Source organism: Peribacillus sp. Bi134, from assembly GCF_918698065.1.
Classification (GTDB): domain Bacteria; phylum Bacillota; class Bacilli; order Bacillales; family DSM-1321; genus Peribacillus.
In genome coordinates, this window is the sequence record NZ_CAKKLN010000002.1 from 460,334 (window position 1) to 485,387 (window position 25,054).

A 25,054-nucleotide genomic window follows, 5' to 3' on the forward strand; every position below is an offset into this window, starting at 1 on the left:
AGGATTTGCAATGACTACAGAAACGAAATTACCGTTTGAACAAGAGGATATAAGCTCCTATTCAACTAAAAATAATGATCCAGCTTGGCTATCCGAGCTTCGGATTCAAGCGTTTTCTGAATTAGAAAAGCTCCCGATGCCCAAGCCGGATAAAACGAAGATCGATAAATGGAATTTTACTTCTTTCCAGAACCATACGGTTGAAAGTGAAGCTTTTGCCTCTTTAGAGGAGCTTCCGGAGGAAATTAAATCCATCATTGAAGAAAATGAAAACTTATACATTCAACGCAATAATACGCCGGCACATATCAATCTGTCAGCAAACGTGAAAGAGCAAGGCGTCATCTTTACAGATATTTTAACAGCTGCTCGTGACCATGCTGAGCTTGTGCAAAAATATTTCATGAAAGATGGCGTTAAAATAGATGAACATCGTTTAACGGCACTTCATGCTGCATTAGTTAATGGGGGGGCATTCCTTTATGTTCCGAAAAATGTAGAAATCAAAGAGCCGATTCAATCGGTATTCCTGTTGGATAATCCTGATACTACACTTTTCAACCATGTCTTGATCGTAGCGGAAGATAATAGCTCTGTCACATATGTAGAGAATTACTTCTCAAGCGTTGAGTCTAACGAAGGGATTGCCAACATCGTAACGGAAGTATTTGCAAATGCGAATGCCAAAGTCGAATACGGAGCGGTCGATACCCTTTCAAAAGGCTTCACGACATACGTTAACCGCCGTGGAGTGGCAGGACGTGATGCTCGTATTGAGTGGGCGCTTGGCCTTATGAACGACGGAAATACGATTTCAGATAATACAACATATCTAATGGGCGATGGATCTCACGGAGATACAAAAACAGTTGTAGTCGGACGCGGGGAACAAAAGCAGAACTTCACGACTGCCATCATTCATTATGGCAAACGCTCTGAGGGCTATATCCTTAAGCACGGTGTAATGAAAGACGCCGCATCCTCCATTTTTAATGGAATTGGGAAAATAGAGTATGGTGCTACAAAGGCCAATGCCGAACAAGAGTCACGCGTTTTGATGTTAAGTGAAAAAGCGCGCGGAGATGCCAATCCGATCCTCTTGATTGATGAAGATGATGTAACGGCTGGTCATGCTGCTTCCGTCGGCCGTGTCGACCCGCTTCAACTGTATTATTTAATGAGCCGTGGTATTACAAAGAAAGAAGCAGAAAGACTTGTCATTCACGGATTCTTGGCCCCTGTTGTTAACCAGCTTCCAATTGAGGGAGTTAAAAAACAATTAGTAGCGGTCATTGAAAGGAAAGTACAGTAATGAACCCATACGAAATTCGTAAGCTTTTTCCAATATTAGATCAAGAAGTCAATGGTCAGCCATTAGTTTATTTAGATAGTGCTGCAACCTCTCAAAAGCCGGCTGCAGTGATTGAAGCGATTGAGCAATATTACCGCGGATACAACTCGAATGTTCACCGCGGAGTGCATACACTAGGAACAAAAGCTACGGATGCGTATGAAGGTGCTCGTGAAAAGGTACGTAAATTCATTAATGCTTCTTCTACAGAAGAAATCATCTTTACCAGAGGCACAACGACTGCTTTGAATACTGTAGCAAGAAGTTACGGTGGTGCAAATATTAAAGAGGGTGACGAGATCGTCATCTCTTACATGGAGCATCACAGTAATATCATTCCGTGGCAGCAGCTTGCCAAAGAAAAGGGCGCTGTATTGAAGTATATTCCGCTTCAAGAGGATGGCACGATTTCCCTTGACGATGTGAGGGCTACAATTACGGAAGCAACGAAAATCGTGTCCATCATGCAGGTTTCGAATGTACTTGGTGTTATCAATCCTGTGAAGGAGATTGCAAAAATTGCCCATGATCATAATGCTGTTATGGTAGTCGACGGGGCACAGAGCACGCCGCATCTAAAAGTGGATGTCCGTGATTTGGATTGTGATTTCTTTGCCTTCTCAGGTCATAAAATGGTCGGTCCAACAGGTATCGGCGTATTATATGGCAAGAAAGACCTTCTTGAAAAAATGGAACCGATAGAATTCGGCGGAGAGATGATTGATTTTGTAGGTTTGTATGAGTCTACATGGAAAGAACTCCCGTGGAAATTCGAAGGTGGTACCCCAATCATTGCCGGTGCAATCGGCATGGGGGCTGCAATTGATTTCTTGGAAGAAATCGGTTTGGATAATATTGAACGGCATGAACATAAGCTCGCCGCATATGCAATGGAGAAAATGTCAGCAGTTGAAGGGCTGACTATATACGGTCCTAAAGATGCGGAAAAGCGTGCGGGTGTAATTACCTTTAATATTAATGACGTACATCCACATGATGTCGCTACCGTTCTTGATGCAGATGGAATTGCTGTTCGTGCCGGTCATCATTGCGCACAGCCATTAATGAAATGGCTTGACGTATCAGCGACAGCAAGAGCAAGTTTCTATCTATATAACACGGAAGAAGATATTGATAAGCTTGTGTCCGGGCTTGTTAAAACGAAGGAGTATTTCAGTAATGTCTTTTGATAACCTAGATACACTTTACCGTCAAGTCATTATGGATCACTATAAGAAACCGCGTAATAAGGGCATGCTAGAAGATGGAAGCATGACAATCGATATGAATAACCCAACTTGCGGCGATCGGATTCGGTTAACGATGAAAATCGAAGATGGCAAGGTCAGCGATGTTAAATTCGATGGTGATGGTTGTTCGATATCCATGAGTTCAGCTTCCATGATGACTCAAGCCATTAAGGGCAAAGACGTTGATACTGCTCTAGCTATGTCCGAGACTTTTTCCTTAATGATTCAGGGAAAAGAATACGACGATGAGATGGACCTTGGGGATATCGAAGCCCTTCAAGGCGTTTCCAAATTCCCTGCACGAATCAAGTGTGCTACTCTGGCTTGGAAAGCCATGGAAAAGGGATTGAAGGAATAATTAAATTAAAATGAGCTGTTGTAATTCAGCCATTTGAAATGGAGGAATACGAGCTATGGCAAAGAAAATGCCTGATATCGGCGATTATAAATATGGCTTTGCGGATAAAGATGTTTCCATTTTCCGTTCAAAGCGTGGTCTGACAAAAGAAATCGTGGAAGAGATTTCTCGAATGAAGGATGAACCGCAATGGATGCTTGATTTCCGTTTGAAATCATTGGAGCATTTTTACAACATGCCAATGCCTCAATGGGGCGGCGACATGCAGAGTCTTAACTTTGATGAAATCACATACTATGTTAAGCCATCAGAGAAATCAGAGAAGTCTTGGGATGAGGTTCCTGATGAAATCAAACAGACTTTTGATAAATTGGGAATTCCTGAAGCTGAACAAAAATACCTTGCTGGCGTATCTGCTCAATATGAATCAGAAGTGGTTTACCATAGCATGAAAGTAGAATTGGAAGACTTGGGTATCGTGTTTAAAGATACGGACTCAGCACTTCGTGAAAATGAAGATATCTTCCGTGAGCACTTTGGAAAAACGATTCCGCCAACTGACAATAAATTTTCGGCATTGAACTCGGCAGTTTGGTCAGGTGGATCTTTCATCTATGTACCAAAAGGCGTTAAAGTGGATACTCCGCTTCAAGCATATTTCCGGATCAACTCTGAAAACATGGGTCAATTCGAACGTACGCTAATCATTGTTGATGAAGGCGCATCCGTTCACTATGTGGAAGGTTGTACAGCTCCTGTTTATACAACTAACTCCCTTCATAGTGCCGTTGTCGAAATCGTCATCAAGAAAGATGCTTACTGCCGTTACACGACGATCCAAAACTGGGCAAACAACGTGTTTAACCTGGTTACGAAACGTGCCGTTTGTGACGCAAACGCAACAATGGAATGGATTGATGGTAACATCGGTTCTAAACTGACAATGAAATACCCTGCTGTCATCTTAAAAGGTGAAGGTGCACGAGGTATGACATTATCGATTGCCATTGCCGGCAAAGGCCAACACCAAGACGCTGGAGCAAAAATGATTCACCTAGCGCCAAATACATCTTCAACGATTGTTTCAAAATCAATTTCTAAACAGGGCGGTAAAGTAACATACCGTGGTATAGTTCATTTCGGACGTAAAGCGGATGGAGCTCGTTCCAACATTGAATGTGATACATTAATCATGGATAATCAGTCTACATCCGATACAATCCCTTACAATGAAATCTTGAACGATAACATTTCCCTTGAACACGAAGCGAAGGTTTCCAAAGTATCAGAAGAACAATTGTTCTACTTGATGAGCCGCGGAATTTCTGAGCAAGAAGCAACGGAAATGATCGTAATGGGCTTCATCGAACCATTTACAAAAGAACTTCCAATGGAATATGCGGTTGAAATGAACCGTCTGATCAAGTTCGAAATGGAAGGCTCCATCGGATAATGACCGACTGGCCTGCCTGTAAGGCGATTTAGAATAACCATTCATACAAAAGCCTGCCGGGTCTGTCTGGCAGGCTTTTTGTTTTGACATCCGTCTCCGTCACCTTTATACCAAAGATTAGATATGGCTCAATAAGGGTAAAAATAACAATAGAAGTCAGGAAATGGGGCCAGTCCCGAAGGAGTGATGATGCAGATGATCTATGTTGGTGTGACCGGTTGGGGAGATCATGATAGTTTGTATCATGGTGGTGTGTCCCAACGTGATAAGCTTAAAGAGTACGGAGCTCATTTTCCCATTGTGGAGGTGGATGCCTCTTTTTATGCAGTCCAGCCAAAGAGGAACAGTGAAAAGTGGGTATCCGAGACGCCTGCATCATTCCAGTTTGTCGTTAAAGCTTATCAAGGGATGACAGGACATCAGCGTGGGGAAATCCCATTTGAAAGTAAGAAGGAAATGTTCAAGGCATTTTGCGACTCTCTGGAGGCTTATCAGATGTCCGGAAAGCTCGCGATGGTCTTATTTCAGTTTCCGCCATGGTTTGATTGTAAACGTGAAAATGTGAATTACCTGCGATGGTGCAAAGCTGAAATGGGCGATATCCCAGCGGCCATAGAATTTCGGAATCAAAGCTGGTACAGATCTAACGTAGTCCAGCAAACTTTGGATTTTATCGAAAAGGAAGGCTGGTTCCATACTGTATGCGATGAGCCTCAGGCTGGAGAGGGATCCATTCCAGTCGTTTTGCAGGCCACCGATAAAGATAAAACCCTGATACGCTTTCATGGCCGTAACCTGCATGGTTGGCAAAGGCCTTCTTCGGGTGATAATTGGCGTGAGGTCAGGTACTTATATCGATATAATCAGCAGGAATTGACTGAATGGGTGGAGAAAATCAGGATATTGGAAAAGGAATCCAAGGATATATATGTCCTGTTTAATAATAATTCAGGCGGAGATGCCTCCGATAATGCCAAACAAATGATTGAGTTGCTTGGTATAGAATATGAAGGACTGGCTCCTAAGCAGCTTGGTTTGTTTTAAGAGGATATATATAATTAAATAAAGAGATATTGTGACAACTAGTAGAGGTTATATCCTCACAAACAGGTAAAGGCGGATTTCTACATGGTATGGTTAGTATTAGTGGGTAGTGGATTATTTGCGGGAGCGATCGGAGCTCTTGTCGGTCTTGGAGGCGGCATCATCATTGTGCCTTCTCTTTTATATTTAGGTACATCTACAAATATTATCGATGAGCTGACTCCTCAGGTCGCTGTAGGTGTTTCAACCGTAATCATGATTTTTACCGGCTTATCTTCTACTTTATCTTATTTAAAACATAAAGTGGTGGATTATAAGGCCGGCTTAATCTTTTTTATTGGCAGTGCGCCTGGTGGAATAATAGGGGCATATGTGAATAAAAATCTTAACGCCGAAGCTTTTTCATTGTACTTTGGTATTTTCATGGTTTTCATGGCCATTGTGTTATTAGTGAAAAATCGTTTGAAGCCAATGCTTTTCAAGCCTGGAAAAGGGAAAATAGTGAAAACGTATGAAACTGAAAATGGACATTCATTTTCTTATGGTTATCACCCCGTGTTAGCTGTATTGATTTCCTTTGTCGTGGGATTCAGCTCCGGATTATTTGGAATTGGCGGTGGGGCCTTAATGGTTCCCGTCATGATGCTACTTTTCTTCTTCCCTCCGCATATGGCTGTAGCGACTTCGATGTTCATGGTATTTTTATCATCCATCACTAATTCGATTACCCATATTTCCCTTGGAAATGTTAATTGGCCATATGCTTTTGCCCTGATTCCGGGTGCATGGTTCGGTGCTAAATTGGGCGCATTCATCAATACGCGCCTAAAGAGTGCGTCGCTGGAAAATATGTTGAAAATAGTGCTGATAATCATTGGTTTACGTCTTATATACCAAGGTATTACAGGATAAACGAGGAGGAGAAATGATGTCAGAAATCATTCATTTATATCACACCAATGATCTCCATAGTCATTTTGAGAATTGGCCTCGTATTGATAAGTTTCTTAAAGAAAGAAGAAAACTTCATCAAGAAACGGGAGAAGAAGCGATCATACTGGATATAGGCGATCATGTGGACCGCTGGCATCCATATACAGAAGGTACGTTAGGTAAAGGCAATATTGAGCTGCTGAATGAAGCGGGCTACCAATATGTGACCATCGGCAATAATGAAGGGATCACTTTACCTCATGATGCGTTAGACTCCTTATATGATCATGCAAGGTTCAAGGTCTTGGCAGCCAATATTTATTACAGTGATAATGAAAGGCCGGAATGGGCGCTGCCATATTGGATACATACAACGGTAAAAGGCACCAAGATCGCCCTGATAGGTTTGACAGCCTTTTTTCAAAAGTTTTACTCTGCGATGGGCTGGGAAATAACAGAACCGTTCGTGGAGTTAAAGGCACAGCTTGAAAGGGTCAAAACAGAGGCGGATGTAATCATCATCCTTTCCCACCTGGGCATCCATGATGATGAGAGGATGGCAGAGGACTTTCCGGAGATTGACATCATACTTGGCGCGCATACCCACCACATTCTCCACCAGGGGAGATTGATCAATGACACACTCCTTTGCGGTGCCGGGAAATATGGCTTCTTTGTTGGACAGGTGGAAATGACCGTCAATCAGGAAAGGGAAATTAGCCAGAAGAGTGCCATTCTTTATGATACCAATGACTTTTTGGAATTGGAGAATGAACGGTCATGGATTGAAGAGATATACCAGGCCGGAGGGGAAACGCTAAAACAGGTTGCAGTGGACTTACCAAAAGCACTGGATAATGATTGGTTCAAAGTAAGTCCTTTGACGGAAATCCTAGGGGAGGCCCTTAGGGAGTGGAGTCAGGCGGATTGTTCCTTTTTGAATGCAGGCCTCCTGCTTGAAGGGCTGCCGGACGGTCCTGTCACAAAAGGGGATATTCACAGAATCTGTCCACATCCCATCAACCCTTGCGTCGTTGAAGTTAATGGGAATGAATTAAAAGAAATCTTAATGCAATCGAGAAATGCGGAATGGCCACATAATCAGGTGAAAGGTTTCGGTTTCCGCGGAAACATAATGGGAGTCATGCATTATGATCAAATTGAATTTAACGAAATGGAGAATGGTATCGTAAAAGGGATTCTTATAAAAGGAGAGAAACTGCAGGCGGATAAGTCCTATAAACTGGCCATACCTGATATGTTTACATTTGGGCACTTCTTTCCAAGTATCCAGCGCTCCAATCGCAAAACATACCTGCTGCCGGAATTCTTACGGGATATCCTTTTATGGAAGCTGAAAAAAATATACACAAACGCCTAACGCTAAATCACGGTTTCGCCCTTTTTTTCATAAAGTATGGGGAAGAGAGGGGCGAAACCAATTGATTAACATGATACCAATAATTCTTGATAATCATACATTCCTAGCCATTTCTGTCCGACTTCCAAAAACGAATTTACTTGCTGTCGCGTCCGAAAAAGGGTATATAATGTGCGGTGCGTTAGATGTTGGACTGCTGAATGATAAATTGAAACATCGTAAAATCCTTGCAGGGAGGGCTACAGGAGTTAAATCGATTGAAGAGTTATTGGAAGCGCCGCTTGAATCGGTTACCTGGGAGGCTGTGGAAAAGGGCATTCATCCGGGAATGATTGGTAAAGAGGCATTAATCAAAATGATTTGAAAAGGTGGGCTTTCTTTTTTTTAAAGGGGGCCTTATTTTTTTATTTTAAAATGCTGATATTTTTTCAATAAATATATTCAAACAGATTCATTTATCAAAATATTTTCCGATAATCTTTATAAAGGAAAGAAACGGTCGATTTACAAATATTGAATGGGGAGATGGGGTACAAGTATGAGGCTAGCTATTACAAAGTCCCTAAGCCCTGGAGTAAGGCTCGGTAAAAACATCTATAATGAGCGGGGCCATGTCCTATTGTGCGAGGGTCTTACATTAACGCAGAAAATGATCAATCGACTGGTGTCCCTTAATATACCCTTTGTTTACATTCAAGATTCCAGGACGGATGACATCATTCCAATGCCCCCAGTGTCCGGGAAACTTAGAAGAGAAGCCGTTAATACGATTGAAACCACTTTCCTGGACATAAAGAACAAAATGAACCTTGATGGATCATTCACGATAGAGCAGGCTAACGTCAAGTTCACTCAAATAGTCCGGAACATCATGGACGAGCTGAAAAGGAATAAGGAGTTAATGACTTTATTGGCCGACGTTTATACATACGATGACTATATCTTCACTCATTCCTTCAATGTGACCTTATATACCCTGGCGATCGGGATGGAATTGAATATCAATAATAAGAATCTTGAAATTCTTGGGCTGGGGGCGATTTTACATGATGTCGGCAAAATGCTCGTGCCTTTGGAAATCCTCCATAAACCCGGCAAACTGACGGAAAAGGAGTTTGAACAAATCCAAAAACATGCCGATTACGGATTTCATCTAATCAAAAATGTTCATACCGTTTCACTTTTAGTTGCGAACTGTGCCTATCAGCATCATGAAAGGTTAGATGGATCTGGATATCCCCGTGGGATAAAGGGGGATGAAATCCATTATTTCGGCAAGATCATTGCCGTTGCCGATGTGTTTGATGCCGTTACTTCCAATCGGGTTTACCGTAAGGCCATGCTGCCGCATCAAGGTTTGGAAGTTCTTTATGCCGGAGTCGGGAAAAAGTTCGACAATACGATCATCGAGGCTTTCCGCAGGGCGGTTGCCATTTATCCTAATGGTCTATCAGTAGAATTGAATGATGGAAGGAAAGGAGTAGTATCCGCTCAAAATGAGGGGATTGGTGACCGCCCCATGATAAGGATACTGGAAGAAGATGGGGAGCGGATAAAAGAGCCCTATGAAGTGGACTTGAATAAAAACCTGCATTTGCTTATCATGAAATGTCTAAATATACAAGAACCAGCCTAACCTCAAGGATAAGCTGGTTTTGTCATTCCTTATTTTCCTTCATGATCGCAGGTGCCACCGAACCGTTGCCGTTACTAAAATAACTTGGAACATCACCTTCGATCAACAGGCTTCCGACTGTCACTTCCTGACTCACCTTGGTCTCCTTTGTGAAAGAGGGGATGACGATTTGAATATTGACATCAAAATCCACAATCAATTCATAATAAACATTATTGATGCCTGCGTTTGTCAGTTTTGTCCTCAAATCCGATTCAACATTCCCGATGACCGACATTTTCACTGGGATTTCTGGTCCGTAATTGGAAAGGAGGTTATTCCCGGTCACAACACCAAATGGTATATAATAGACCACACTTTTATATTGTTCATCGTTTATTTTGGCTGAACCTGTTTTAAAAGGATTTCCCTGTTTGATGCCAAGTTTCTTTTGAATATCCTTCGTTATGTTAGCCCGCAATTCACTGTATATGACCGGATTGAAGCTATAGGAGGAACTGGAGTCCTTACCACCCTTATTGTTGGTGATGATTTTGTTCATATCGACCTTGGCTATATTTTCATCAACCGATTCATGAATCGTTTCCGTTGCAATCCGTTTGATTTCATATTCGGCTACACTCATGATCACGGGTTCGATTGATTTGTCCACGTACCAAAGAGTCAAGATGCTTGATATGATAAACAGGATGAATGAATAGAGAAATACTTTTCGGGTGGGAAGAGGCCCCTTTTTTCGGAATTTCTTCGGTCGAAATCTTTTTCGGAACACGCTTTAGCCCCCTTTACTAATACCTATGCATCAAGTTCAGGGGTTTATGTTGAAATCAAAAAAAAGCAGCGTAAAATTCACGCCGCTCACTTTCGCTTTTTAGCCAAATCTTTCCTTTCCCATAATTTTAAATAAGGGTAAGGATCAAAGCTCCATTCTGTGATTCCATTGTCTTTGTACATCCCGTAATGAAGATGCGGAGGGAATTTTCCCGAAGTTCCCGGAGGACCGTAACCTGTACTGCCGACACCTCCGATGACTTGTCCGGGCTCGACGATTTGTCCGACTTTCAACCCTTTGGCAAAGCCGCTTAAATGGGCAAAGTAATGATAGGTATTATTTAAATCCCGTATCCCTATCCTCCAACCGCCGAATTTATTCCAGCCTTTCATCTCGATGATTCCATAGCTGGTGGAACGAACGGGAAGGCTATAATCGGCAAAAATATCAGTGCCCTCATGGATTCTCCTTCCGCCCCATCCACGAGCGCTTCCCCATGTATTCAAGTACGTATAATGAGTCCGTACTGGAACAGGGAAGGCCTTTTCATGTAAATCCAACCGGCCATATTTCTTATAAATCTCGGCATTGCCGATAATGATGCTGACTGCTTTATCTCGTTTATAATAATCCCACAAGCCGATCCGGATATTATCTTCATCTGCACCATAAGATTGGAGATGCTTCGAAAAAGCATACAATCGATCGGTATCATTATTGATATCTGCTTTTCCATCACCATTTCCATCCTGGCCCAATCCGTCAAAAAATGTGATCGTGAGCGGGTTCACGTCATTTAAGTCAGGATTGAGGGCCCCGCTCCACTTTGAAGGCTCGATGTGGATGCCTATTAAACCCTTTGCCGGCTCTAAGTCCCTTCGTGCAGCCCTGAGGCTATGCTCATATTGATCTGCTCCAGCAAGGTAATACCACGGGATTTGGAGAGTAGCCTCCATATTTTTATATAGCTCCATTCTCCCGGGATAAGCATCTGGGGTATCGGCAGCATCAGCCACTTGGCCTGGTGCATTCAAAATTAACAAACAAGTTATGGTAAGAAGGAATAATTTATTCAACGGGGCAGGCTCCTTTCATGACATTCTCCGTAATTAAAATACATCAGTCCATCCATCTTTTATAGTTTTGCTGATTTAGCTATAAACATGAAAAATAAATAATGGGAAACCAACTATAACTTGTATAAATGCTTTTTTATTGTTAAAGTAGGGTGTGTTAATTTCTATAGAATGGAGTGGCATTTTCATGTCTTCTACAAATAAAGAAATTCTTCGTAAACCAGATTGGTTGAAAATAAAGCTTAATACTAACGAAAATTACCTCGGTTTAAAAAATATGATGCGCGAGAAAAATCTTCATACAGTCTGTGAAGAGGCAAAATGTCCGAATATTCACGAATGCTGGGCAGTGAGAAGAACGGCTACTTTCATGATCTTAGGTGAAATCTGTACAAGGGCATGCCGTTTTTGTGCTGTTACAACTGGACGTCCGAATGAATTGGACTGGGCTGAACCTGAGCGTGTTGCCGATTCCGTTGTTTTGATGAATTTAAAGCATGTCGTCATTACAGCTGTTGCCCGTGATGATTTAAAGGATGGAGGCGCTGAAGTTTTCGCTGAAACAGTCCGTGCGATCCGTCGCAAAAATCCATTTACTTCTATTGAAGTATTACCGTCTGATATGGGCGGGGTGTTTGAAAATATCAAGACATTGATGGATGCTAAACCAGATATCCTTAACCATAATATAGAGACTGTCAGAAGTTTATCCGACCGTGTACGGGCTCAGGCCAAGTACGAACGTTCTTTGGAGCTTTTAAGAAGAGCCAAGGAACTGTATCCGGAAATCCCGACAAAATCTAGTTTAATGGTAGGTCTGGGTGAAACGCGGGAGGAAATCCTTGAGACCATGGATGACCTAAGGGCTAATAATGTCGATATCATGACAATCGGCCAGTATTTACAGCCGACTAAAAAACATTTAAAGGTGCTGAAATACTATACGCCTGAGGAATTTGCCGAACTGAAAGAACGTGCATTGGAAAAAGGCTTCAGCCATTGTGAATCCGGTCCGCTTGTCCGTTCATCCTACCATGCTGATGAACAAGTTAATGCTGCGGCTAAACATAAGCAAAACAAAGGTGAAGAATTATTGAAATAGAGAAATAAAGGACCGAAAAAAATTCGGTCCTTTTTTATTCAACGGTTATCCATTTTTTGATGGATGTTATCATGATGATCTCTTTTATCGTTAACCATTTCTCCATTTTCATTTTCTGTGTCACTCATTTTGTATCCTTGAGGCGATTTCAGCATTTCTTTGATCGTTTGTTCGATCGTATAGTCAATCCCTTTGCTGCCGGATTTCACTGTAGCGAAATTTTCGACATCTTGGGCAAGGTTTTGATAATCATCACTGACGTAGACATGATAGTAGCGAGGCACGACGGACATGGCAGTACGTTTAACTTGGTCGGCGGTTTCCGTCCGATCCTTGTCATTGGTATCATATACGACAAGTACTTCCTCATCAGTAACGAGTGTAGCGGCGTCATTGACATTTGGAATCTGAACACTAAGTTTTGAAATGACATCAGACAATTGTTCACGGTCAATGGAAGCAGCTTTGTTGGAAATGTTACGGCCGTTAATGGTTGCACTATTGGTGCGAGTAAAACCAAAATCATCACTTTTGTTGTCATTATTACGATAATCCTCATCATAATATTGAGTTGGATTATTTACGTTTGTTGGGTTGCCTGCATTGTTTTTTGCACCGAGCCCCTGGTCTTTTTCTTTATCAGCACATCCGGTTAGTGCAATAATCGAGCTTAAACCTATCGTTATTATCGTTTTTTTCATCAATAACACCCCCGTAACTTTAGGATGAACATATTTCTCTATTTTTCGCTTAGTAATTGATGGGGAATCAGTTATAATTTAAAGAAGAAATGTATTTATGAGAGGTGAAAACAATGATTACCATCAATAACATGACCTACGAAATAATTGAGGATGAAAGGGAAGGCTATAACGAAGAAGCGTTTAAAGCCAGATACAGTGAGATTTTAACGAAATATGATTATATAGTAGGGGATTGGGGTTACGGACAATTGAGGCTGCGTGGATTTTTTGATGATTCCAATCAGAAAGCGACCTTCGATACAAAGATAAGCACGCTTAGTGAATATTTATATGAATACTGCAATTTTGGCTGTCCTTATTTCGTCGTGAAGAAAGTAAAGAAATAAAAAGGCCAGAATTCACTCTGGCCCTTCCACGTTAAGAGTTACCATATCCTTTATATGGAGGCTGTTCATCTTTTTCTGGATCATCATGTGTCGGATGAGCACCAGGATATTGTCGAGGTAAGCCTTCATGCAACGATTTATTTTCATAATTGAAGGCACTTTGATATCGTTGCCCTTCCTGCCACGGTGTGTTTTTATTCTGGACTGGTGCATCTTTTGCAATGGCTGATCCAAAAGGTCCTTCGGGAAATTCTTCAGGAATTAAATAATCCCTCTGTTTTTCGACATTGGAAAAATCGTGGTATTCTTCTTTGTCCAAGATAATCCCCCCTCATGTAATCGATCTTACATTCAGTAGGTTTTCCCGTTTAAGAAAAAAACTTCAGCACTCAGACGATTTCCATTAAAAAGTGACGCAGTTCCTCGGCTTCCGCTTCTGACAACTGAAAGGCGTGCTCAAGATAGCCTTCCTCTTCTAAATCATCAGGCCCAATAATCGCGAAACGGTTACTCTGCATATTCAAAACAAGCTTCTTTCCATAAAACCGATCGGTAGTCGTAATGGCCAAATCGAATCTTGATTCCTCTCCCATGAAGCTTATGAACCGGGTTTTTGAATCAACGACGTCATTGTATAAATAAAAACGATCTTCCATAGTCTCATTCCCTTCTTATCTTCACATTTGTATTTCCATCATAACAAAGTGACTTCAATAGGGGAACAGACATTTTTCTGGGCTGCCGACTGTAGAAATTAATCCCTCCCCATGATGCTTCAGAACCTCGAGCAATCATTGCGTTCATCGATTAGATGAAAGTGGTTAAGAATATAAATGGAATCATGAATTGGTTTTCTTGGAGTGGACGTCGGAAAATGCCCCCCCTGTGAAAAGGCAATGTGTAAGTCAATGCACCTGTTAGTAATTGGATTGTACAATGGGTTGGGGTTGAAGGAATTGAGAGTAAGGGAGAAGCTATGGTATTATCAAGGAATAAGGTTGGTTCGGCACAGGGTCTTAACTATGCCGCTCATTCAACCAATGATTCCCTATATCATCTTAGATCAGAAAGGATCTGGAAATAATGTACTTTGTAGACCGCCAAAAAATTGAACAAATATTAGGTTTTCTTGAAAAGCAGCTTGGACTTTTTGAAGGGCATGATAATTGGGATGGAGACCTTTCGGAACTTATCGCAGAAAGGCTCATACAAACTTCCATCGATTCCGTGTTGGATGTAGGAAATGCGGTAATTGATGGTTTCATTATGCGTGATCCAGGAAGTTATGAAGATATTATCGATATCCTTCAAGATGAAAAAGTGATTTCAGAAGAAAAAGCGAAACAATTCAAAAAGGTTTTGCCATTAAGGAAAATGCTGGTTCAAGACTTCATTGAAGTGAATCACAAAGAACTGCATGCCGTATTTTCGGAAAATATCGAGGCATTCAAGCAATTCCCTGATTTGGTGAGGAACTATTTAACAAATGAATTGGGACCTGTATCAGCTTTTAAAAACTAGCAGCGTTAGGAAGGCGAATTCAAATGAAGTCGTATAAAGGATATTTAATTGACTTAGATGGCACCATGTATCGCGGAACTGAACAAATTGCGGAAGCGGCAGGGTTTATCAATGACCTAAGGAAAAGGGATATCCCTTATTTATTCGTCACCAATAATTCATCCCGGACTCCGGCACAAGTAGCGGATAAGTTAAGAAGCATCGGCATCTCAACAGAGGATGAACAGGTTTTCACGACAAGCATGGCCACTGCAAATTACATAGCCGAACAAAAGAAGGATGCATCGGTCTATGTGGTAGGTGAAGAAGGCATCATCGAGGCTCTTAAGGAAAAAGGAATGAAGCTTGTCGAAGAGCATCCAGATTTTCTGGTAATGGGCATCGACCGCGGCATCAATTATGAAAAGTTGTCAAAAGCCTGTCTTGCTGTTAGAAATGGGGCTGTTTTCATTTCGACCAATGGTGATATTGCCATTCCAACTGAGCAAGGCCTTTTGCCTGGGAATGGTTCCTTGACATCCGTTGTTTCCGTTTCGACTCAGGTACAGCCGATTTTTATTGGAAAACCTGAATCCGTCATAGTGGAGCAAGCACTAAGAGTATTAGGGGTACCTAAAGAAGAGACAATCATGGTTGGCGATAACTATGATACGGATATCCTTGCCGGCATTAACGCAGGGATCGATACACTGCTTGTACATACTGGCGTGACGACAAAAGAACGCCTAAAGCAATATAAGGAGCAGCCTACGCATGTGGTGGACACACTCGACTTATGGAGCTTCGAATGAAAAAAACAGGCCTGCGATTGCAGTCCTGTTTTTTTCATGTCGTTTTATTCTGCATTTTCGGTTCGATGGGCAAGCCGGCTTGAAGCGGCAGCTGCAATCGCTCCAACGATATCATCTAAAAAGGTGTTCACCTTACCTGTGCTTTTATCGTTTAGATATTTTAAGATCCCCGGCTTTTGTTTATCGATGAAACCATAATTGGTAAAGCCGATCGATCCATAAACATTCACAATTGAAAAAGCCAATATTTCATCGACCCCATATAGACCTTCATCTATTTCAATTATGCTCAGCAGAGGCTCCTCGAGCAGTTTTTTCTCAGCTAAAATATCCAACTGAATGCCGGTAAGGATGGCATTTTGGACCTCGCGTTTTGAAAGGACCCGTTCGACATTGTGAAGGCAATCGGACATTTGGAGATTTTCATGGTAGCCAGATTGTAAATACATGACTAGCTCAGCGATATCCTCCAATTTCACTCCTCGTTCAATTAGCCATCTTCGAGCCGTTTTTTCAGACATTGATTGTTCAATATTAGCCATGTCATCACCCATTTCTCTATATTTTAAAGGGATAGTTCTAATGCGGGTAGGTTGATTTGATTAAAATGAAAAGCCATGAAGGATGTTTTGATCCGAATTTCTAATAAGGTTTCGATAATCATTCAGAAAACGGGTTATTCCACATATATATATAAGTATATGATGTCCAATATTTCTATTATATCCATTTGATGAAGGGGGCCATTCCATGATAGAAGAAATCATTTTTAATAATTATGGCATACAGGTGGAGCTTGAAGAAGCCAATAGCAGGTTTCCAAGCTTCCGTTCAGGAAATATGGTTTACAGCATCGTTCCCATTGAAAATATGGAGCAGGAGGAATTAGTGGAACGGTATAAAATGTCTCAACATCTGATTTCACAAGGAGATCGTCACGTATCCGCCTTTGTCCTTGCCAATCATGGAAGTTATGTTTCGGAAGCGGATGAACAATTATTCATCCTTCTTGTCAATCAGGCATTGGAAGGTCCGAAAAATTTCAATCCAGGAAGACGCCTGGCAAGATTTCATCAGCGTGGGAGAAATATTAATGAAACGATTCGAACATGTTCAAGGATCGGTAAATGGAAAGAACTATGGGAACAAAGGATCGATCAGTTAGAAAAGATTTGGCGGGATAAGCTCAATGCCCATCCTGATAACCAGTTTGAAAAATTATTTATAGAAACCTTTCCCTATTATATGGTCCTGGGTGAAAATGCGATTCAATATTTAGTCGACACGGAAATTGATGATACCCCGCAAATTGTCGATAGTGGAACGGTTTGTTATGAACGTTTTTTACATGATACGTGGAAAAGCAATAAGTGGATGAAAAATCCGTTCGATTGGGTATTCGACCATGGAAGCAGGGATGTCGCAGAATGGGTGAGGGAACACTATTTTCAAAATGTGCATACACATCAACGGGGCATTGGCCAATTCTTTCACGAATATCAATCCATAGAACCATTCTCCAGCTTTTCAGCCCGGTTGTTATATTCGAGGATGCTATTTCCCATTCATTATTTTGAAACTGTGGAAGAGTATTTTTCAAAAACGACGGAATCAAGGTCGAATGAGTTGGAGGATAAAATATCTTCCATCACGAAATCCTCACAACAATATGAGTCCTTCCTCAAACATTTTTATGAATTGGCGGAGGTCCCGGCCAAGCAATATGATTTGCCTAAAATTGACTGGATTTAGATAAAAACGGGAAAGAAATATGATTCATCCTTACTTACTATGTTATGATGATAACAAGATTTTTTAGAATAATTAGATATTTAATCACTACGGAAGGATGGGACCATGAAAAGATTGATGATGGCCGCCCTTTTAGCTCTTTTAATCATCCAAACGACAAATCTTGCAAAGGCTGAAACGAAAACAAGTTGCGAAGCAAATCAATTCAAGATTGTCATGAAGTCTGCTGCGGATGTGAAGGAAAAGGCGTCGGCTGCAAGCAAAACATTAATAACTTATAAGAAAAACAAAGAATTATCGGCAAGTGGAAGAACTGGAAACTGGTATAAGGTCTGTCACTCGAAAAAGACAGCATATATCAATTTGGCAGATGCTAATGAGGTTTTCGGTACCAGTGAAAAAGCCCTTCTAAAGAAATTCGATAGTAGAAAAGGCGTTAACCAAGTTGTATCGGTGACAGGAAAAGCGATGAGTGATACAAAGGTTACGATCCAAACGTATGAAAAGAAACAAGGGGAATGGCGCCGGGCATTGAAGAAGATGGAGGGTGTCATTGGAAAGAACGGCTTCACGAAGAGCAAAAAAGAGGGTGATGGAAAATCCCCGGTTGGAATTTATTCATTCGGTACGTCTTTTGGAAGTGGAACGAAGCCAACCGGAATGAAAATGGGTTATAAGAAAACGACCAAATATGACTACTGGATTGACGATCAGACATCCAATGATTATAACAAGTGGAAAACCTATAAAGGAAATCCTGCAGTTAAATGGAAGTCTTTCGAAAGGATGAATCATGAACTCTATAAGTATGGCGCGGTCATTAATTATAATACGAATCCCATCATAAAAGGAAAAGGCAGTGCAATCTTTCTTCATGTATGGAGAGGGGATACAAAGCCGACTGCGGGATGTACAGCCACAGCCGAAAAGAATGTCCTCAGTTTACTGAAATGGATGGATCCCGTGCAAAAACCACATATTGCAATGGGTACAAATGATTCATTGAAGAGCGTTAAGTAATAATCAGCAAAATGGTTTTCCTATAAAAAAAATTAGCTTTACCCGTTCTTACTCGTTCAAGGGATGGGCGAAAAAAGTTCGTGCATCCATCTTTTCTAACTATTGATAATTATTTGAATTAAACTTATAATGTCTACTATACAAATACAAATGTTTTCTTCAGGCAAACAGTTTTTAAGGGGGAACCAAAATATGAAAGCCATCTCGATCGGTTTATTGGGGTTAGGTACAGTCGGTTCAGGAGTCGTACAAATCATTGAAAGTCATCAGGACAAGCTCATGCATCAAGTGGGCTGTTCCATATCCGTTAAGAAGATACTAGTCAAAGACACGACGAAGGAGCGGCTTGTCGAGGTCGATAAAGGAATGTTAACTGACAATCCTGAGGATATCCTTTCGAATCCCGAGATTGATGTTGTAATAGAAGTGATGGGTGGAATCGAAGAAACACGCAGTTATCTGATAGAAGCTATAAAAAATAAAAAGCATATCGTTACGGCCAATAAAGACCTAATGGCTTTATATGGACCGGAACTGCTGGAATTGGCCACCGAGAATCAATGTGATTTATTCTATGAAGCAAGTGTTGCAGGGGGAATTCCGATTTTACGCGGTCTTGTAGATGGATTATCTTCTGACCGCATCACGAAAATGATGGGAATCGTCAATGGAACGACAAACTTCATTTTAACGAAAATGAGCAAGGAAGGCAGAGCTTATGATGACGTATTGAAGGAAGCTCAGGAGCTGGGATTTGCTGAAGCCGATCCGACAGCCGATGTAGGCGGATTGGATGCGGCCCGTAAAATGGCGATCCTATCAACACTCGGGTTCTCAATGAACATTGGTTTGAATGATGTTGAGGTACAGGGCATTACCGAGATATCCGAAGAGGATTTGAGATATAGTAAGAAGCTTGGTTATACAATGAAATTGATCGGCGTCGCTTCCAGGGCAGGGGATAGGGTCGAAGTAAGTGTCCAGCCTGCACTTCTTCCGGAAGCACATCCGTTAGCATCGGTAAATAATGAGTATAATGCTGTATACGTTTATGGGGAAGCCGTAGGGGAAACGATGTTTTACGGACCGGGGGCCGGCAGTCTTCCTACTGCGACTGCAGTCGTTTCGGATATGGTGACGGTCATCAAGAATATGAGGCTGGGCGTAAATGGCCGCAGTGCCGTTTCTCCTCAGTATCCGAAACAATTAAAAGATGCCACTGAGATTTTCGCTAAGTTCTTCATTCGTTTACATGTTCAAGATGAAGTTGGTGTTTTAGCCAGAATCACGAATTTATTTGCCGAGCATGGAGTAGGATTCGATAAAATCCTTCAATTGCCTCTGGATGAAAAGGAATCTTCCGAAATTGTATTGGTTACGCACACTGCCACAAAGGCTGCATTTGAGCAAATAATACAGAAATTACATGATTACAATATGGTAAGAGAAGTGAAAAGTACATACAGAGTTGAAGGAGAGGACATCAAATGAGCTGGCAAGGACTTATAAGCACGTATAAAGAATTTTTACCCGTTAATGATAACACACCTGCACTAACCCTTTTGGAGGGTAATACACCTTTAATCAAACTGAATCGATTATCCGAAGAGTGGGGAATCGACTTACATGTAAAATATGAAGGGGCGAATCCAACTGGGTCGTTTAAAGACCGCGGAATGGTCATGGCCGTCGCCAAAGCGATAGAAGAGGGCAGCGACACGATCATCTGTGCTTCCACAGGGAATACATCGGCAGCTGCAGCCGCTTATGCGGCCCGTGCCAACCTGCGCTGCATCGTTGTCATCCCGGAAGGGAAAATAGCCATGGGCAAGCTTGCCCAAGCCGTCATGTACGGGGCGGAAATCATCTCGATCGAAGGGAACTTCGACCAGGCTCTAAAAATCGTCCGTTCACTTAGTGAGAATTCACCGATAACTCTTGTGAATTCGGTCAACCCATACCGGATTGAAGGGCAGAAAACAGCGGCTTTCGAAATTTGTGATGCCCTCGGATCCGCACCGGATATTTTGGCGCTTCCAGTCGGGAATGCAGGTAATATAACGGCTTACTGGAAAGGGTTTAAAGAATATAACGAATCGAAACAAACGGGTCTTCCTGAAATGAGAGGGTTCGAAGCTGAAGGTGCGGCTGCAATTGTCCGGGATAGCATTATTGAAAATCCAGAAACGATTGCAACAGCCATCCGGATTGGAAATCCTGCAAGTTGGAGCTTTGCTGTGGAAGCAGCAAATGAATCCAAAGGCAAAATTGATGAGGTGACAGACGAAGAAATTCTGGAAGCCTATCATTTCCTTGCTAAAAAAGAAGGGGTATTTGCAGAGCCGGCATCTTGTGCTTCCATTGCAGGCATCTATAAACAATTAAAAAGCGGTGAAATCAAAAAAGGAAGTAAGATTGTTGCCGTTTTGACTGGAAATGGATTGAAAGATCCGAATGTGGCAGTCAATACAAGCACGATTCAGCCGACATTGCTGCCAATGGATGAAGAGGTCATTTTAGAACATCTGCAGGGTGTGAAACAGGCATGAGTGCGGAATCAGAGATGTTCTTGATCCGTGTACCAGCAAGTACGGCCAACTTAGGACCAGGATTCGATTCCATCGGCTTGGCGCTAGGACTTTACTTGGAAATACACGGATCTTCATCAGATCATTGGGAAGTCGTTCCACTTTCAGAGGAAATGTCTGTTTTTCCAACGGATGATCGTAATTATATCGTCCAAATTGCCAAGGAAACGGCGGCATCCTATGGAAAGGAACTTTCCCCATGCCGGCTTTTCGTCTCTAGTGAAATTCCACTGGCGCGTGGGCTTGGAAGCAGTGCCTCTGCCATTGTGGCGGGGATTGAATTGGCGAACATCGTTGGTGAACTTCAATTATCCGAAGAGGAAAAGAATCGGCATGCTTCCCTCTTTGAAGGGCATCCGGATAATGCGGGGGCATCAGTGTATGGTGGATTGGTTGTGGGCCTGCATACGGAGGAAAGAACGGATGTCGTGTCTTTTCCAATCGAGGGAGTTAAGGTGATTGCTGTCATTCCCGATTTTGAATTGCTTACAGAGGATTCAAGAAATGTCCTTCCGAATTCGCTTTCCTATAAAGAGGCGATAAGCGGAAGTGCAGCCGCAAATGTTTTGCTGGCAGGAGTTCTATCTAAAGATTGGAAGCTTGTTGGTGAAATGATGCAAAGTGATCGTTTCCATCAACCATTTAGAGCAGAGTTGGTCCCTCATTTAGCGCTTATTGAAGAAGTTGTCCTCAATGAAGGCGGATTTGGTGCGGCTCTAAGCGGAGCAGGTCCAACTGTTTTATGCTTATCATCCGCAGAAAATAGTGAAAGTTTACTCACAGTATTGAAGGAAACATTTCCGGAATTTCTTGTGAAAGAATTGGAAATCGATAATGAAGGCAGTTATACGGCAACCCTTTCAGAACAGGAAAAAAAGGAATTGAAATTTTTGAAATCGTGAGCCATGCTTCATTCATTGTCCATATAAAAAAGCTGACTCGCGTCAAGCCGTATCAATTTGATAGGGCAAAAGCCGAGTCAGCTTTATTTTTATTGCAGTCCAGAAAAGATTCCGGCCTGTATAAAAAGGTTGAACGTGTATAGATGAAGTGAGCCTACATCCATACGCTGCATGTTATTTAAAGGGCCATTAGAAAACTTGTTCAACTTCCACTACACCAGGAACTTCTTCAAGAAGGGCACGCTCAATCCCAGCTTTTAGCGTAATGGTCGAACTAGGACAGCTTCCGCAGGCTCCTAGTAATCGTAATTTTACAATTCCATCTTCTACGTCAACTAGTTCACAGTCACCGCCATCACGAAGAAGAAACGGACGAAGCTTATCTAGGACTTCTTGAACTTGAACTTCCATTGTTTGTTCAGACATTGCAATCGACTCCTTTCCTAATCATATTATAAAGCGAAGGTAGTAAAAAATCCAACTGTAACTTTGCGGAAATATAATCTATATTATTCTGGTATGATGGAAACAGGTAAAGTTTTTAAACATTATTCAAAATGAAGGAGGAAGAGTAGGTAATGAAAGAAATTGAGATAGAAGTATATGGTGCGGAGCAAATTTGCGCGAGTTGTGTTAATCTCCCTTCTTCGAAAGATACCTGCGAGTGGCTTGAAGCCGCTTTAACGAGGAAGTTTCCTGAGCAGAAATTCAAAATATCCTATATAGATATGTATAATCCTCCAGAAACGCAAAAGCAAAAGGGCTTTGCCGCGAAGATGATCGAGGAAGATTTATTTTATCCACTGGTCCTCATCGAAGGAGAAATCATCGCAGAAGGAAATGTACGTCTCAAAAAAGTGGTGGAAACGATGGAAAAATACGGGTATACAATACAAGAGTGATATATAATGGAAGAAATAAGAAAAACTGACCCATGAATGAGCTGCATGCAGCTCATTGGGCCAGTTTAATATAAAATGTAGTATAGATGGGTTGGAATCAACCGTTATGGTATTTGTACATCCAGAGAATGCCTGATTTCATCAGGCGTGCCACTCTACCGGTGATTGGGCGATTTGCAACAAGACCGAAACCTTGTTTCTTCCCAAGAGAACCTAATGTCCCTTTTAATTTCATTGTCGGGAAGCTTTCAGGAAGTGGTTCATTTGCCCATTTCTTTACAAGAACCTGTACGATTTGCTCAGCTTGGGACTCCGCTAATTGAGCACTAGGTGCATGAGGCAGGCTCGCGCAGTCGCCGACGACAAAGATGCTGTCATCATTAGGAAGGAAATGCTGAGGAGTCAGAACGGCTCTTCCTTGACGGTCTTTTTCTATATCCATATCGCGGATGATCTTACTTGGCTGGATTCCAGCTGTCCATACGATGACGTCGCTTTGAACGGCCTCGTCACCATTATAAAGAAGGTTTGGCTCAACTTTCGTTATATTTGAATGATGGACGATTTCGATTGTATGTTTATCGAACCATGATTCGACAAAGGTGCTTAATCTTTCTGGGAAAGCAGATAGAATATGCGGTCCACGGTCGAATAGCTTAACGTTTAAATCTGAACGGCTTTCAATCAATTCACTTGCAAGCTCAACACCACTCAGTCCGCCACCAACGATAGAAACGGTTGCACCGGCACCTAAATTATTCAGGGCTGAATATGTGCGGCGTGATTTATCGATTGTTTGGATACTGTAGGTATGTGTGTCTGCACCAGGAATATTGTGGTATTTATCTTCGCAGCCAAGGCCAATGACTAAATCATCATAAACGACAGGATCTTGATTTTCTATAATGACTTGTTTATTTTCCATATCGATGGAAAGTACTTCTCCGTATACGTTCTTCAAGCGAGGATGTTCAGGAAATGCAACACGGATGTGCTGATCTGGAATGGTACCTGCTGCTAAAGCATAATATTCCGTTTTTAAGCAGTGATAAGGATTACGGTCGATAAGCGTGATGCTTACATTTTCAGGAAGCTGATTAGGCAGCAATCTTTGCAACATGCGCATACCACCATACCCGCCACCAAGTATGACTAGATTCTTCATATGATTTTTCCCCTTTATTTGATCTCTTGAAAAATTTGACTAGCATTTAACTATAGGATTCCCCCAAATGGTCCCCTTTAAAGTTTAATTAAATATATATACCCCAATTAGTAGCAAGAATAAAAAATTAGATAATTTTCTTTTATTTACGTACCCCGACAAAAGTATAACGAATATAAAAGGAAATCACAACCGATATCTTGAAATCGTCTGATTTTTTATGCGTAAATATTGACTGTAAAAGGGAAAAGTATTAAGATGGTTTGTTAGTAACTGTGAGGTGAAACAATGTACCCGATTATTGAATTTTGTGTAAGCAATCTGGCCAGCGGCGCTCAGGAGGCTCTGGAAAGATTGGAGCGGGATCCAAATTTGGATATCATAGAATATGGTTGTCTGGGTTATTGCGGCAGATGCTCCAGTAACTTATATGCGCTTGTAAACGGTGAAGTGGTTTTTGGTGATACAACGGATGAATTGGTTGATAAAATATATAAGTACATTGATGAATTTGAAATGTTTTAATCATCAACGGTGAATAAAAAGGCTGTTCCTTCGTGGACAGCCTTTTTAATATCAGTGCTGCAGCAACGAGTGGGGTGTGCGCTGCTGCTTGAGTTCCTGAAAGCGGTCCCGCCATCTGGATGATGGAGGCTACCCGGGCATTGTTTTGACCTTCGAATACTAATGAAAAATACTTGATGGCTGCCTTTTCATTTCCTATCTTCCTTGAGATGTCGCCAGCGAGATATAGGATTCTGGCTTCGGATACCTGGGTGCCGCTGAAGTCTCCTGTTGAATAGGATGTGCTTCATATTCCTTTAAGGCGAACCTCAAAAATCTTTCTTCTTGTTCCTTGTTTTTGTTGATCCTATATAACCATGCTATCTGTAAACAGATTCCGGCAAGGATTATATGTTTTTCCTTTTTTAAAGCTCCGCAATAACTCGTCAGCTTGTATGTATTG

Annotated in this window: 28 protein-coding genes and 1 pseudogene; 20 read left to right on the forward strand and 9 right to left on the reverse strand. The window is 41.7% G+C overall.

Annotated features, from left to right (window positions below):
* Positions 1-10 precede the first annotated feature (10 nt).
* The 9 genes from sufD to LQ188_RS05185 all read left to right on the forward strand — a co-directional run bounded on the left by sufD (position 11) and on the right by LQ188_RS05185 (position 9,406).
* A complete protein-coding gene (sufD, locus tag LQ188_RS05145) occupies positions 11-1,312 on the forward strand; it encodes a Fe-S cluster assembly protein SufD (RefSeq protein WP_101223653.1) in 1,302 nt (433 codons plus the stop codon).
* A complete protein-coding gene (locus tag LQ188_RS05150) occupies positions 1,312-2,541 on the forward strand; it encodes a cysteine desulfurase (RefSeq protein WP_101223652.1) in 1,230 nt (409 codons plus the stop codon). Before sufD ends, LQ188_RS05150 begins: the two co-directional genes overlap by 1 nt.
* Positions 2,531-2,959: a Fe-S cluster assembly sulfur transfer protein SufU gene (gene sufU, locus LQ188_RS05155; protein WP_034310148.1), complete on the forward strand. Its 429-nt coding sequence runs from the start codon at positions 2,531-2,533 to the stop codon at positions 2,957-2,959. Before LQ188_RS05150 ends, sufU begins: the two co-directional genes overlap by 11 nt.
* Before the next feature lie 55 nt (positions 2,960-3,014).
* Positions 3,015-4,412 (forward strand): Fe-S cluster assembly protein SufB, encoded by a 1,398-nt coding sequence (sufB, locus tag LQ188_RS05160; protein WP_053536753.1) that lies wholly within the window; start codon positions 3,015-3,017, stop codon positions 4,410-4,412.
* 195 nt (positions 4,413-4,607) lie between these two features.
* The gene (locus LQ188_RS05165) at positions 4,608-5,456 is read left to right on the forward strand and encodes a DUF72 domain-containing protein (protein ID WP_230176191.1); all 849 of its coding nucleotides are present in this window, start codon (positions 4,608-4,610) and stop codon (positions 5,454-5,456) included.
* 84 nt (positions 5,457-5,540) lie between these two features.
* Positions 5,541-6,368, forward strand: a complete 828-nt coding sequence (locus LQ188_RS05170) for a sulfite exporter TauE/SafE family protein (protein ID WP_230176192.1) — start codon at positions 5,541-5,543, stop codon at positions 6,366-6,368.
* 16 nt (positions 6,369-6,384) lie between these two features.
* On the forward strand, positions 6,385-7,770 hold the full coding sequence (locus LQ188_RS05175) for a bifunctional UDP-sugar hydrolase/5'-nucleotidase (RefSeq protein WP_230176193.1): 1,386 nt from the start codon (positions 6,385-6,387) through the stop codon (positions 7,768-7,770).
* A 61-nt stretch (positions 7,771-7,831) separates the two neighbouring features.
* Complete coding sequence (locus LQ188_RS05180; RefSeq protein WP_101223648.1) at positions 7,832-8,134, forward strand: DUF1805 domain-containing protein; 303 nt, start codon at positions 7,832-7,834, stop codon at positions 8,132-8,134.
* Positions 8,135-8,308: 174 nt separating this feature from the next.
* Positions 8,309-9,406 carry an HD-GYP domain-containing protein gene (locus LQ188_RS05185; protein ID WP_230176194.1) on the forward strand — a complete coding sequence of 366 codons (1,098 nt, stop codon included), beginning with the start codon at positions 8,309-8,311 and terminating at the stop codon, positions 9,404-9,406.
* Positions 9,407-9,428: 22 nt separating this feature from the next.
* Here LQ188_RS05185 and yunB read toward each other — a convergent pair whose 3' ends face one another.
* Positions 9,429-10,178, reverse strand: coding sequence for a sporulation protein YunB (gene yunB, locus LQ188_RS05190; protein ID WP_230176195.1), 750 nt, complete (start codon positions 10,176-10,178; stop codon positions 9,429-9,431).
* Between the two features lie 86 nt (positions 10,179-10,264).
* On the reverse strand, positions 10,265-11,215 hold the full coding sequence (locus LQ188_RS05195) for a M23 family metallopeptidase (protein ID WP_230176271.1): 951 nt from the start codon (positions 11,213-11,215) through the stop codon (positions 10,265-10,267).
* 226 nt (positions 11,216-11,441) lie between these two features.
* Here LQ188_RS05195 and lipA point away from each other — a divergent pair, with 226 nt between their 5' ends.
* The gene (lipA, locus tag LQ188_RS05200) at positions 11,442-12,356 is read left to right on the forward strand and encodes a lipoyl synthase (RefSeq protein WP_063234033.1); all 915 of its coding nucleotides are present in this window, start codon (positions 11,442-11,444) and stop codon (positions 12,354-12,356) included.
* A 38-nt stretch (positions 12,357-12,394) separates the two neighbouring features.
* Here lipA and LQ188_RS05205 read toward each other — a convergent pair whose 3' ends face one another.
* Positions 12,395-13,057: a YhcN/YlaJ family sporulation lipoprotein gene (locus LQ188_RS05205; RefSeq protein ID WP_230176196.1), complete on the reverse strand. Its 663-nt coding sequence runs from the start codon at positions 13,055-13,057 to the stop codon at positions 12,395-12,397.
* A 113-nt stretch (positions 13,058-13,170) separates the two neighbouring features.
* On the opposite strand from LQ188_RS05205, the gene LQ188_RS05210 reads away from it, so the two are divergent.
* A complete protein-coding gene (locus LQ188_RS05210; RefSeq protein WP_101223644.1) occupies positions 13,171-13,446 on the forward strand; it encodes a YutD family protein in 276 nt (91 codons plus the stop codon).
* 31 nt (positions 13,447-13,477) lie between these two features.
* Here LQ188_RS05210 and LQ188_RS05215 read toward each other — a convergent pair whose 3' ends face one another.
* Together LQ188_RS05215 and LQ188_RS05220 are read right to left on the reverse strand one after the other, a co-directional pair.
* Positions 13,478-13,768: a cytosolic protein gene (locus LQ188_RS05215; RefSeq protein WP_101223643.1), complete on the reverse strand. Its 291-nt coding sequence runs from the start codon at positions 13,766-13,768 to the stop codon at positions 13,478-13,480.
* Positions 13,769-13,835: 67 nt separating this feature from the next.
* Positions 13,836-14,102, reverse strand: coding sequence for a DUF3055 domain-containing protein (locus tag LQ188_RS05220; RefSeq protein WP_098371475.1), 267 nt, complete (start codon positions 14,100-14,102; stop codon positions 13,836-13,838).
* A gap of 427 nt (positions 14,103-14,529) precedes the next feature.
* On the opposite strand from LQ188_RS05220, the gene LQ188_RS05225 reads away from it, so the two are divergent.
* Both LQ188_RS05225 and LQ188_RS05230 read left to right on the forward strand, forming a co-directional pair.
* Positions 14,530-14,967 (forward strand): DUF86 domain-containing protein, encoded by a 438-nt coding sequence (locus LQ188_RS05225; protein WP_230176197.1) that lies wholly within the window; start codon positions 14,530-14,532, stop codon positions 14,965-14,967.
* A gap of 23 nt (positions 14,968-14,990) precedes the next feature.
* A complete protein-coding gene (locus LQ188_RS05230) occupies positions 14,991-15,758 on the forward strand; it encodes a TIGR01457 family HAD-type hydrolase (RefSeq protein WP_230176198.1) in 768 nt (255 codons plus the stop codon).
* A 44-nt stretch (positions 15,759-15,802) separates the two neighbouring features.
* Here LQ188_RS05230 and LQ188_RS05235 read toward each other — a convergent pair whose 3' ends face one another.
* Positions 15,803-16,300: a phosphatidylglycerophosphatase A gene (locus LQ188_RS05235; protein ID WP_063234039.1), complete on the reverse strand. Its 498-nt coding sequence runs from the start codon at positions 16,298-16,300 to the stop codon at positions 15,803-15,805.
* 208 nt (positions 16,301-16,508) lie between these two features.
* On the opposite strand from LQ188_RS05235, the gene yutH reads away from it, so the two are divergent.
* The 5 genes from yutH (at position 16,509) to thrB (ending at position 22,020) form a co-directional block, all read left to right on the forward strand.
* Entirely contained in the window at positions 16,509-17,510 is a 1,002-nt protein-coding gene (gene yutH / locus LQ188_RS05240) for a spore coat putative kinase YutH (RefSeq protein ID WP_230176199.1), read from the forward strand.
* Between the two features lie 105 nt (positions 17,511-17,615).
* Positions 17,616-18,530, forward strand: coding sequence for a L,D-transpeptidase family protein (locus LQ188_RS05245; protein WP_230176200.1), 915 nt, complete (start codon positions 17,616-17,618; stop codon positions 18,528-18,530).
* A 192-nt stretch (positions 18,531-18,722) separates the two neighbouring features.
* Complete coding sequence (locus LQ188_RS05250; protein WP_230176201.1) at positions 18,723-20,021, forward strand: homoserine dehydrogenase; 1,299 nt, start codon at positions 18,723-18,725, stop codon at positions 20,019-20,021.
* Complete coding sequence (gene thrC, locus LQ188_RS05255) at positions 20,018-21,079, forward strand: threonine synthase (RefSeq protein ID WP_101223638.1); 1,062 nt, start codon at positions 20,018-20,020, stop codon at positions 21,077-21,079. Before LQ188_RS05250 ends, thrC begins: the two co-directional genes overlap by 4 nt.
* A complete protein-coding gene (thrB, locus tag LQ188_RS05260; RefSeq protein WP_101223637.1) occupies positions 21,076-22,020 on the forward strand; it encodes a homoserine kinase in 945 nt (314 codons plus the stop codon). Before thrC ends, thrB begins: the two co-directional genes overlap by 4 nt.
* A 189-nt stretch (positions 22,021-22,209) precedes the next feature.
* Here the strand turns inward: thrB and LQ188_RS05265 are convergent, their stop codons facing one another.
* Complete coding sequence (locus tag LQ188_RS05265; RefSeq protein WP_034310199.1) at positions 22,210-22,446, reverse strand: NifU family protein; 237 nt, start codon at positions 22,444-22,446, stop codon at positions 22,210-22,212.
* Between the two features lie 152 nt (positions 22,447-22,598).
* Here LQ188_RS05265 and LQ188_RS05270 point away from each other — a divergent pair, with 152 nt between their 5' ends.
* Complete coding sequence (locus LQ188_RS05270; RefSeq protein ID WP_101223636.1) at positions 22,599-22,922, forward strand: YuzD family protein; 324 nt, start codon at positions 22,599-22,601, stop codon at positions 22,920-22,922.
* Between the two features lie 97 nt (positions 22,923-23,019).
* On the opposite strand, the gene LQ188_RS05275 is transcribed toward LQ188_RS05270, so the two are convergent.
* Positions 23,020-24,087 carry an NAD(P)/FAD-dependent oxidoreductase gene (locus LQ188_RS05275; protein ID WP_101223635.1) on the reverse strand — a complete coding sequence of 356 codons (1,068 nt, stop codon included), beginning with the start codon at positions 24,085-24,087 and terminating at the stop codon, positions 23,020-23,022.
* A gap of 288 nt (positions 24,088-24,375) precedes the next feature.
* Between LQ188_RS05275 and LQ188_RS05280 the strand changes: the two genes are divergently transcribed.
* Positions 24,376-24,612, forward strand: coding sequence for a YuzB family protein (locus LQ188_RS05280; protein WP_063234046.1), 237 nt, complete (start codon positions 24,376-24,378; stop codon positions 24,610-24,612).
* 169 nt (positions 24,613-24,781) lie between these two features.
* On the opposite strand, the pseudogene LQ188_RS26735 reads toward LQ188_RS05280, so the two are convergent.
* Positions 24,782-24,844 (reverse strand): annotated as a pseudogene (locus tag LQ188_RS26735) (hypothetical protein); the annotation flags it as partial.
* Positions 24,845-25,054 lie beyond the last annotated feature (210 nt).

Bases quoted from the DNA above. Each gene is read 5' to 3' on its own strand.
- sufD (WP_101223653.1), top strand. From the start codon at position 11: ATGACTACAGAAACGAAATTACCGTTTGAACAAGAGGATATAAGCTCC.
- LQ188_RS05150 (WP_101223652.1), top strand. From the start codon at position 1,312: ATGAACCCATACGAAATTCGTAAGCTTTTTCCAATATTAGATCAAGAA.
- sufU (WP_034310148.1), top strand. From the start codon at position 2,531: ATGTCTTTTGATAACCTAGATACACTTTACCGTCAAGTCATTATGGAT.
- sufB (WP_053536753.1), top strand. From the start codon at position 3,015: ATGGCAAAGAAAATGCCTGATATCGGCGATTATAAATATGGCTTTGCG.
- LQ188_RS05165 (WP_230176191.1), top strand. From the start codon at position 4,608: ATGATCTATGTTGGTGTGACCGGTTGGGGAGATCATGATAGTTTGTAT.
- LQ188_RS05170 (WP_230176192.1), top strand. From the start codon at position 5,541: ATGGTATGGTTAGTATTAGTGGGTAGTGGATTATTTGCGGGAGCGATC.
- LQ188_RS05175 (WP_230176193.1), top strand. From the start codon at position 6,385: ATGTCAGAAATCATTCATTTATATCACACCAATGATCTCCATAGTCAT.
- LQ188_RS05185 (WP_230176194.1), top strand. From the start codon at position 8,309: ATGAGGCTAGCTATTACAAAGTCCCTAAGCCCTGGAGTAAGGCTCGGT.
- lipA (WP_063234033.1), top strand. From the start codon at position 11,442: ATGTCTTCTACAAATAAAGAAATTCTTCGTAAACCAGATTGGTTGAAA.
- LQ188_RS05205 (WP_230176196.1), bottom strand. From the start codon at position 13,057: ATGAAAAAAACGATAATAACGATAGGTTTAAGCTCGATTATTGCACTA.
- LQ188_RS05210 (WP_101223644.1), top strand. From the start codon at position 13,171: ATGATTACCATCAATAACATGACCTACGAAATAATTGAGGATGAAAGG.
- LQ188_RS05220 (WP_098371475.1), bottom strand. From the start codon at position 14,102: ATGGAAGATCGTTTTTATTTATACAATGACGTCGTTGATTCAAAAACC.
- LQ188_RS05225 (WP_230176197.1), top strand. From the start codon at position 14,530: ATGTACTTTGTAGACCGCCAAAAAATTGAACAAATATTAGGTTTTCTT.
- LQ188_RS05230 (WP_230176198.1), top strand. From the start codon at position 14,991: ATGAAGTCGTATAAAGGATATTTAATTGACTTAGATGGCACCATGTAT.
- LQ188_RS05235 (WP_063234039.1), bottom strand. From the start codon at position 16,300: ATGGCTAATATTGAACAATCAATGTCTGAAAAAACGGCTCGAAGATGG.
- yutH (WP_230176199.1), top strand. From the start codon at position 16,509: ATGATAGAAGAAATCATTTTTAATAATTATGGCATACAGGTGGAGCTT.
- LQ188_RS05245 (WP_230176200.1), top strand. From the start codon at position 17,616: ATGAAAAGATTGATGATGGCCGCCCTTTTAGCTCTTTTAATCATCCAA.
- LQ188_RS05250 (WP_230176201.1), top strand. From the start codon at position 18,723: ATGAAAGCCATCTCGATCGGTTTATTGGGGTTAGGTACAGTCGGTTCA.
- thrC (WP_101223638.1), top strand. From the start codon at position 20,018: ATGAGCTGGCAAGGACTTATAAGCACGTATAAAGAATTTTTACCCGTT.
- thrB (WP_101223637.1), top strand. From the start codon at position 21,076: ATGAGTGCGGAATCAGAGATGTTCTTGATCCGTGTACCAGCAAGTACG.
- LQ188_RS05265 (WP_034310199.1), bottom strand. From the start codon at position 22,446: ATGTCTGAACAAACAATGGAAGTTCAAGTTCAAGAAGTCCTAGATAAG.
- LQ188_RS05270 (WP_101223636.1), top strand. From the start codon at position 22,599: ATGAAAGAAATTGAGATAGAAGTATATGGTGCGGAGCAAATTTGCGCG.
- LQ188_RS05275 (WP_101223635.1), bottom strand. From the start codon at position 24,087: ATGAAGAATCTAGTCATACTTGGTGGCGGGTATGGTGGTATGCGCATG.
- LQ188_RS05280 (WP_063234046.1), top strand. From the start codon at position 24,376: ATGTACCCGATTATTGAATTTTGTGTAAGCAATCTGGCCAGCGGCGCT.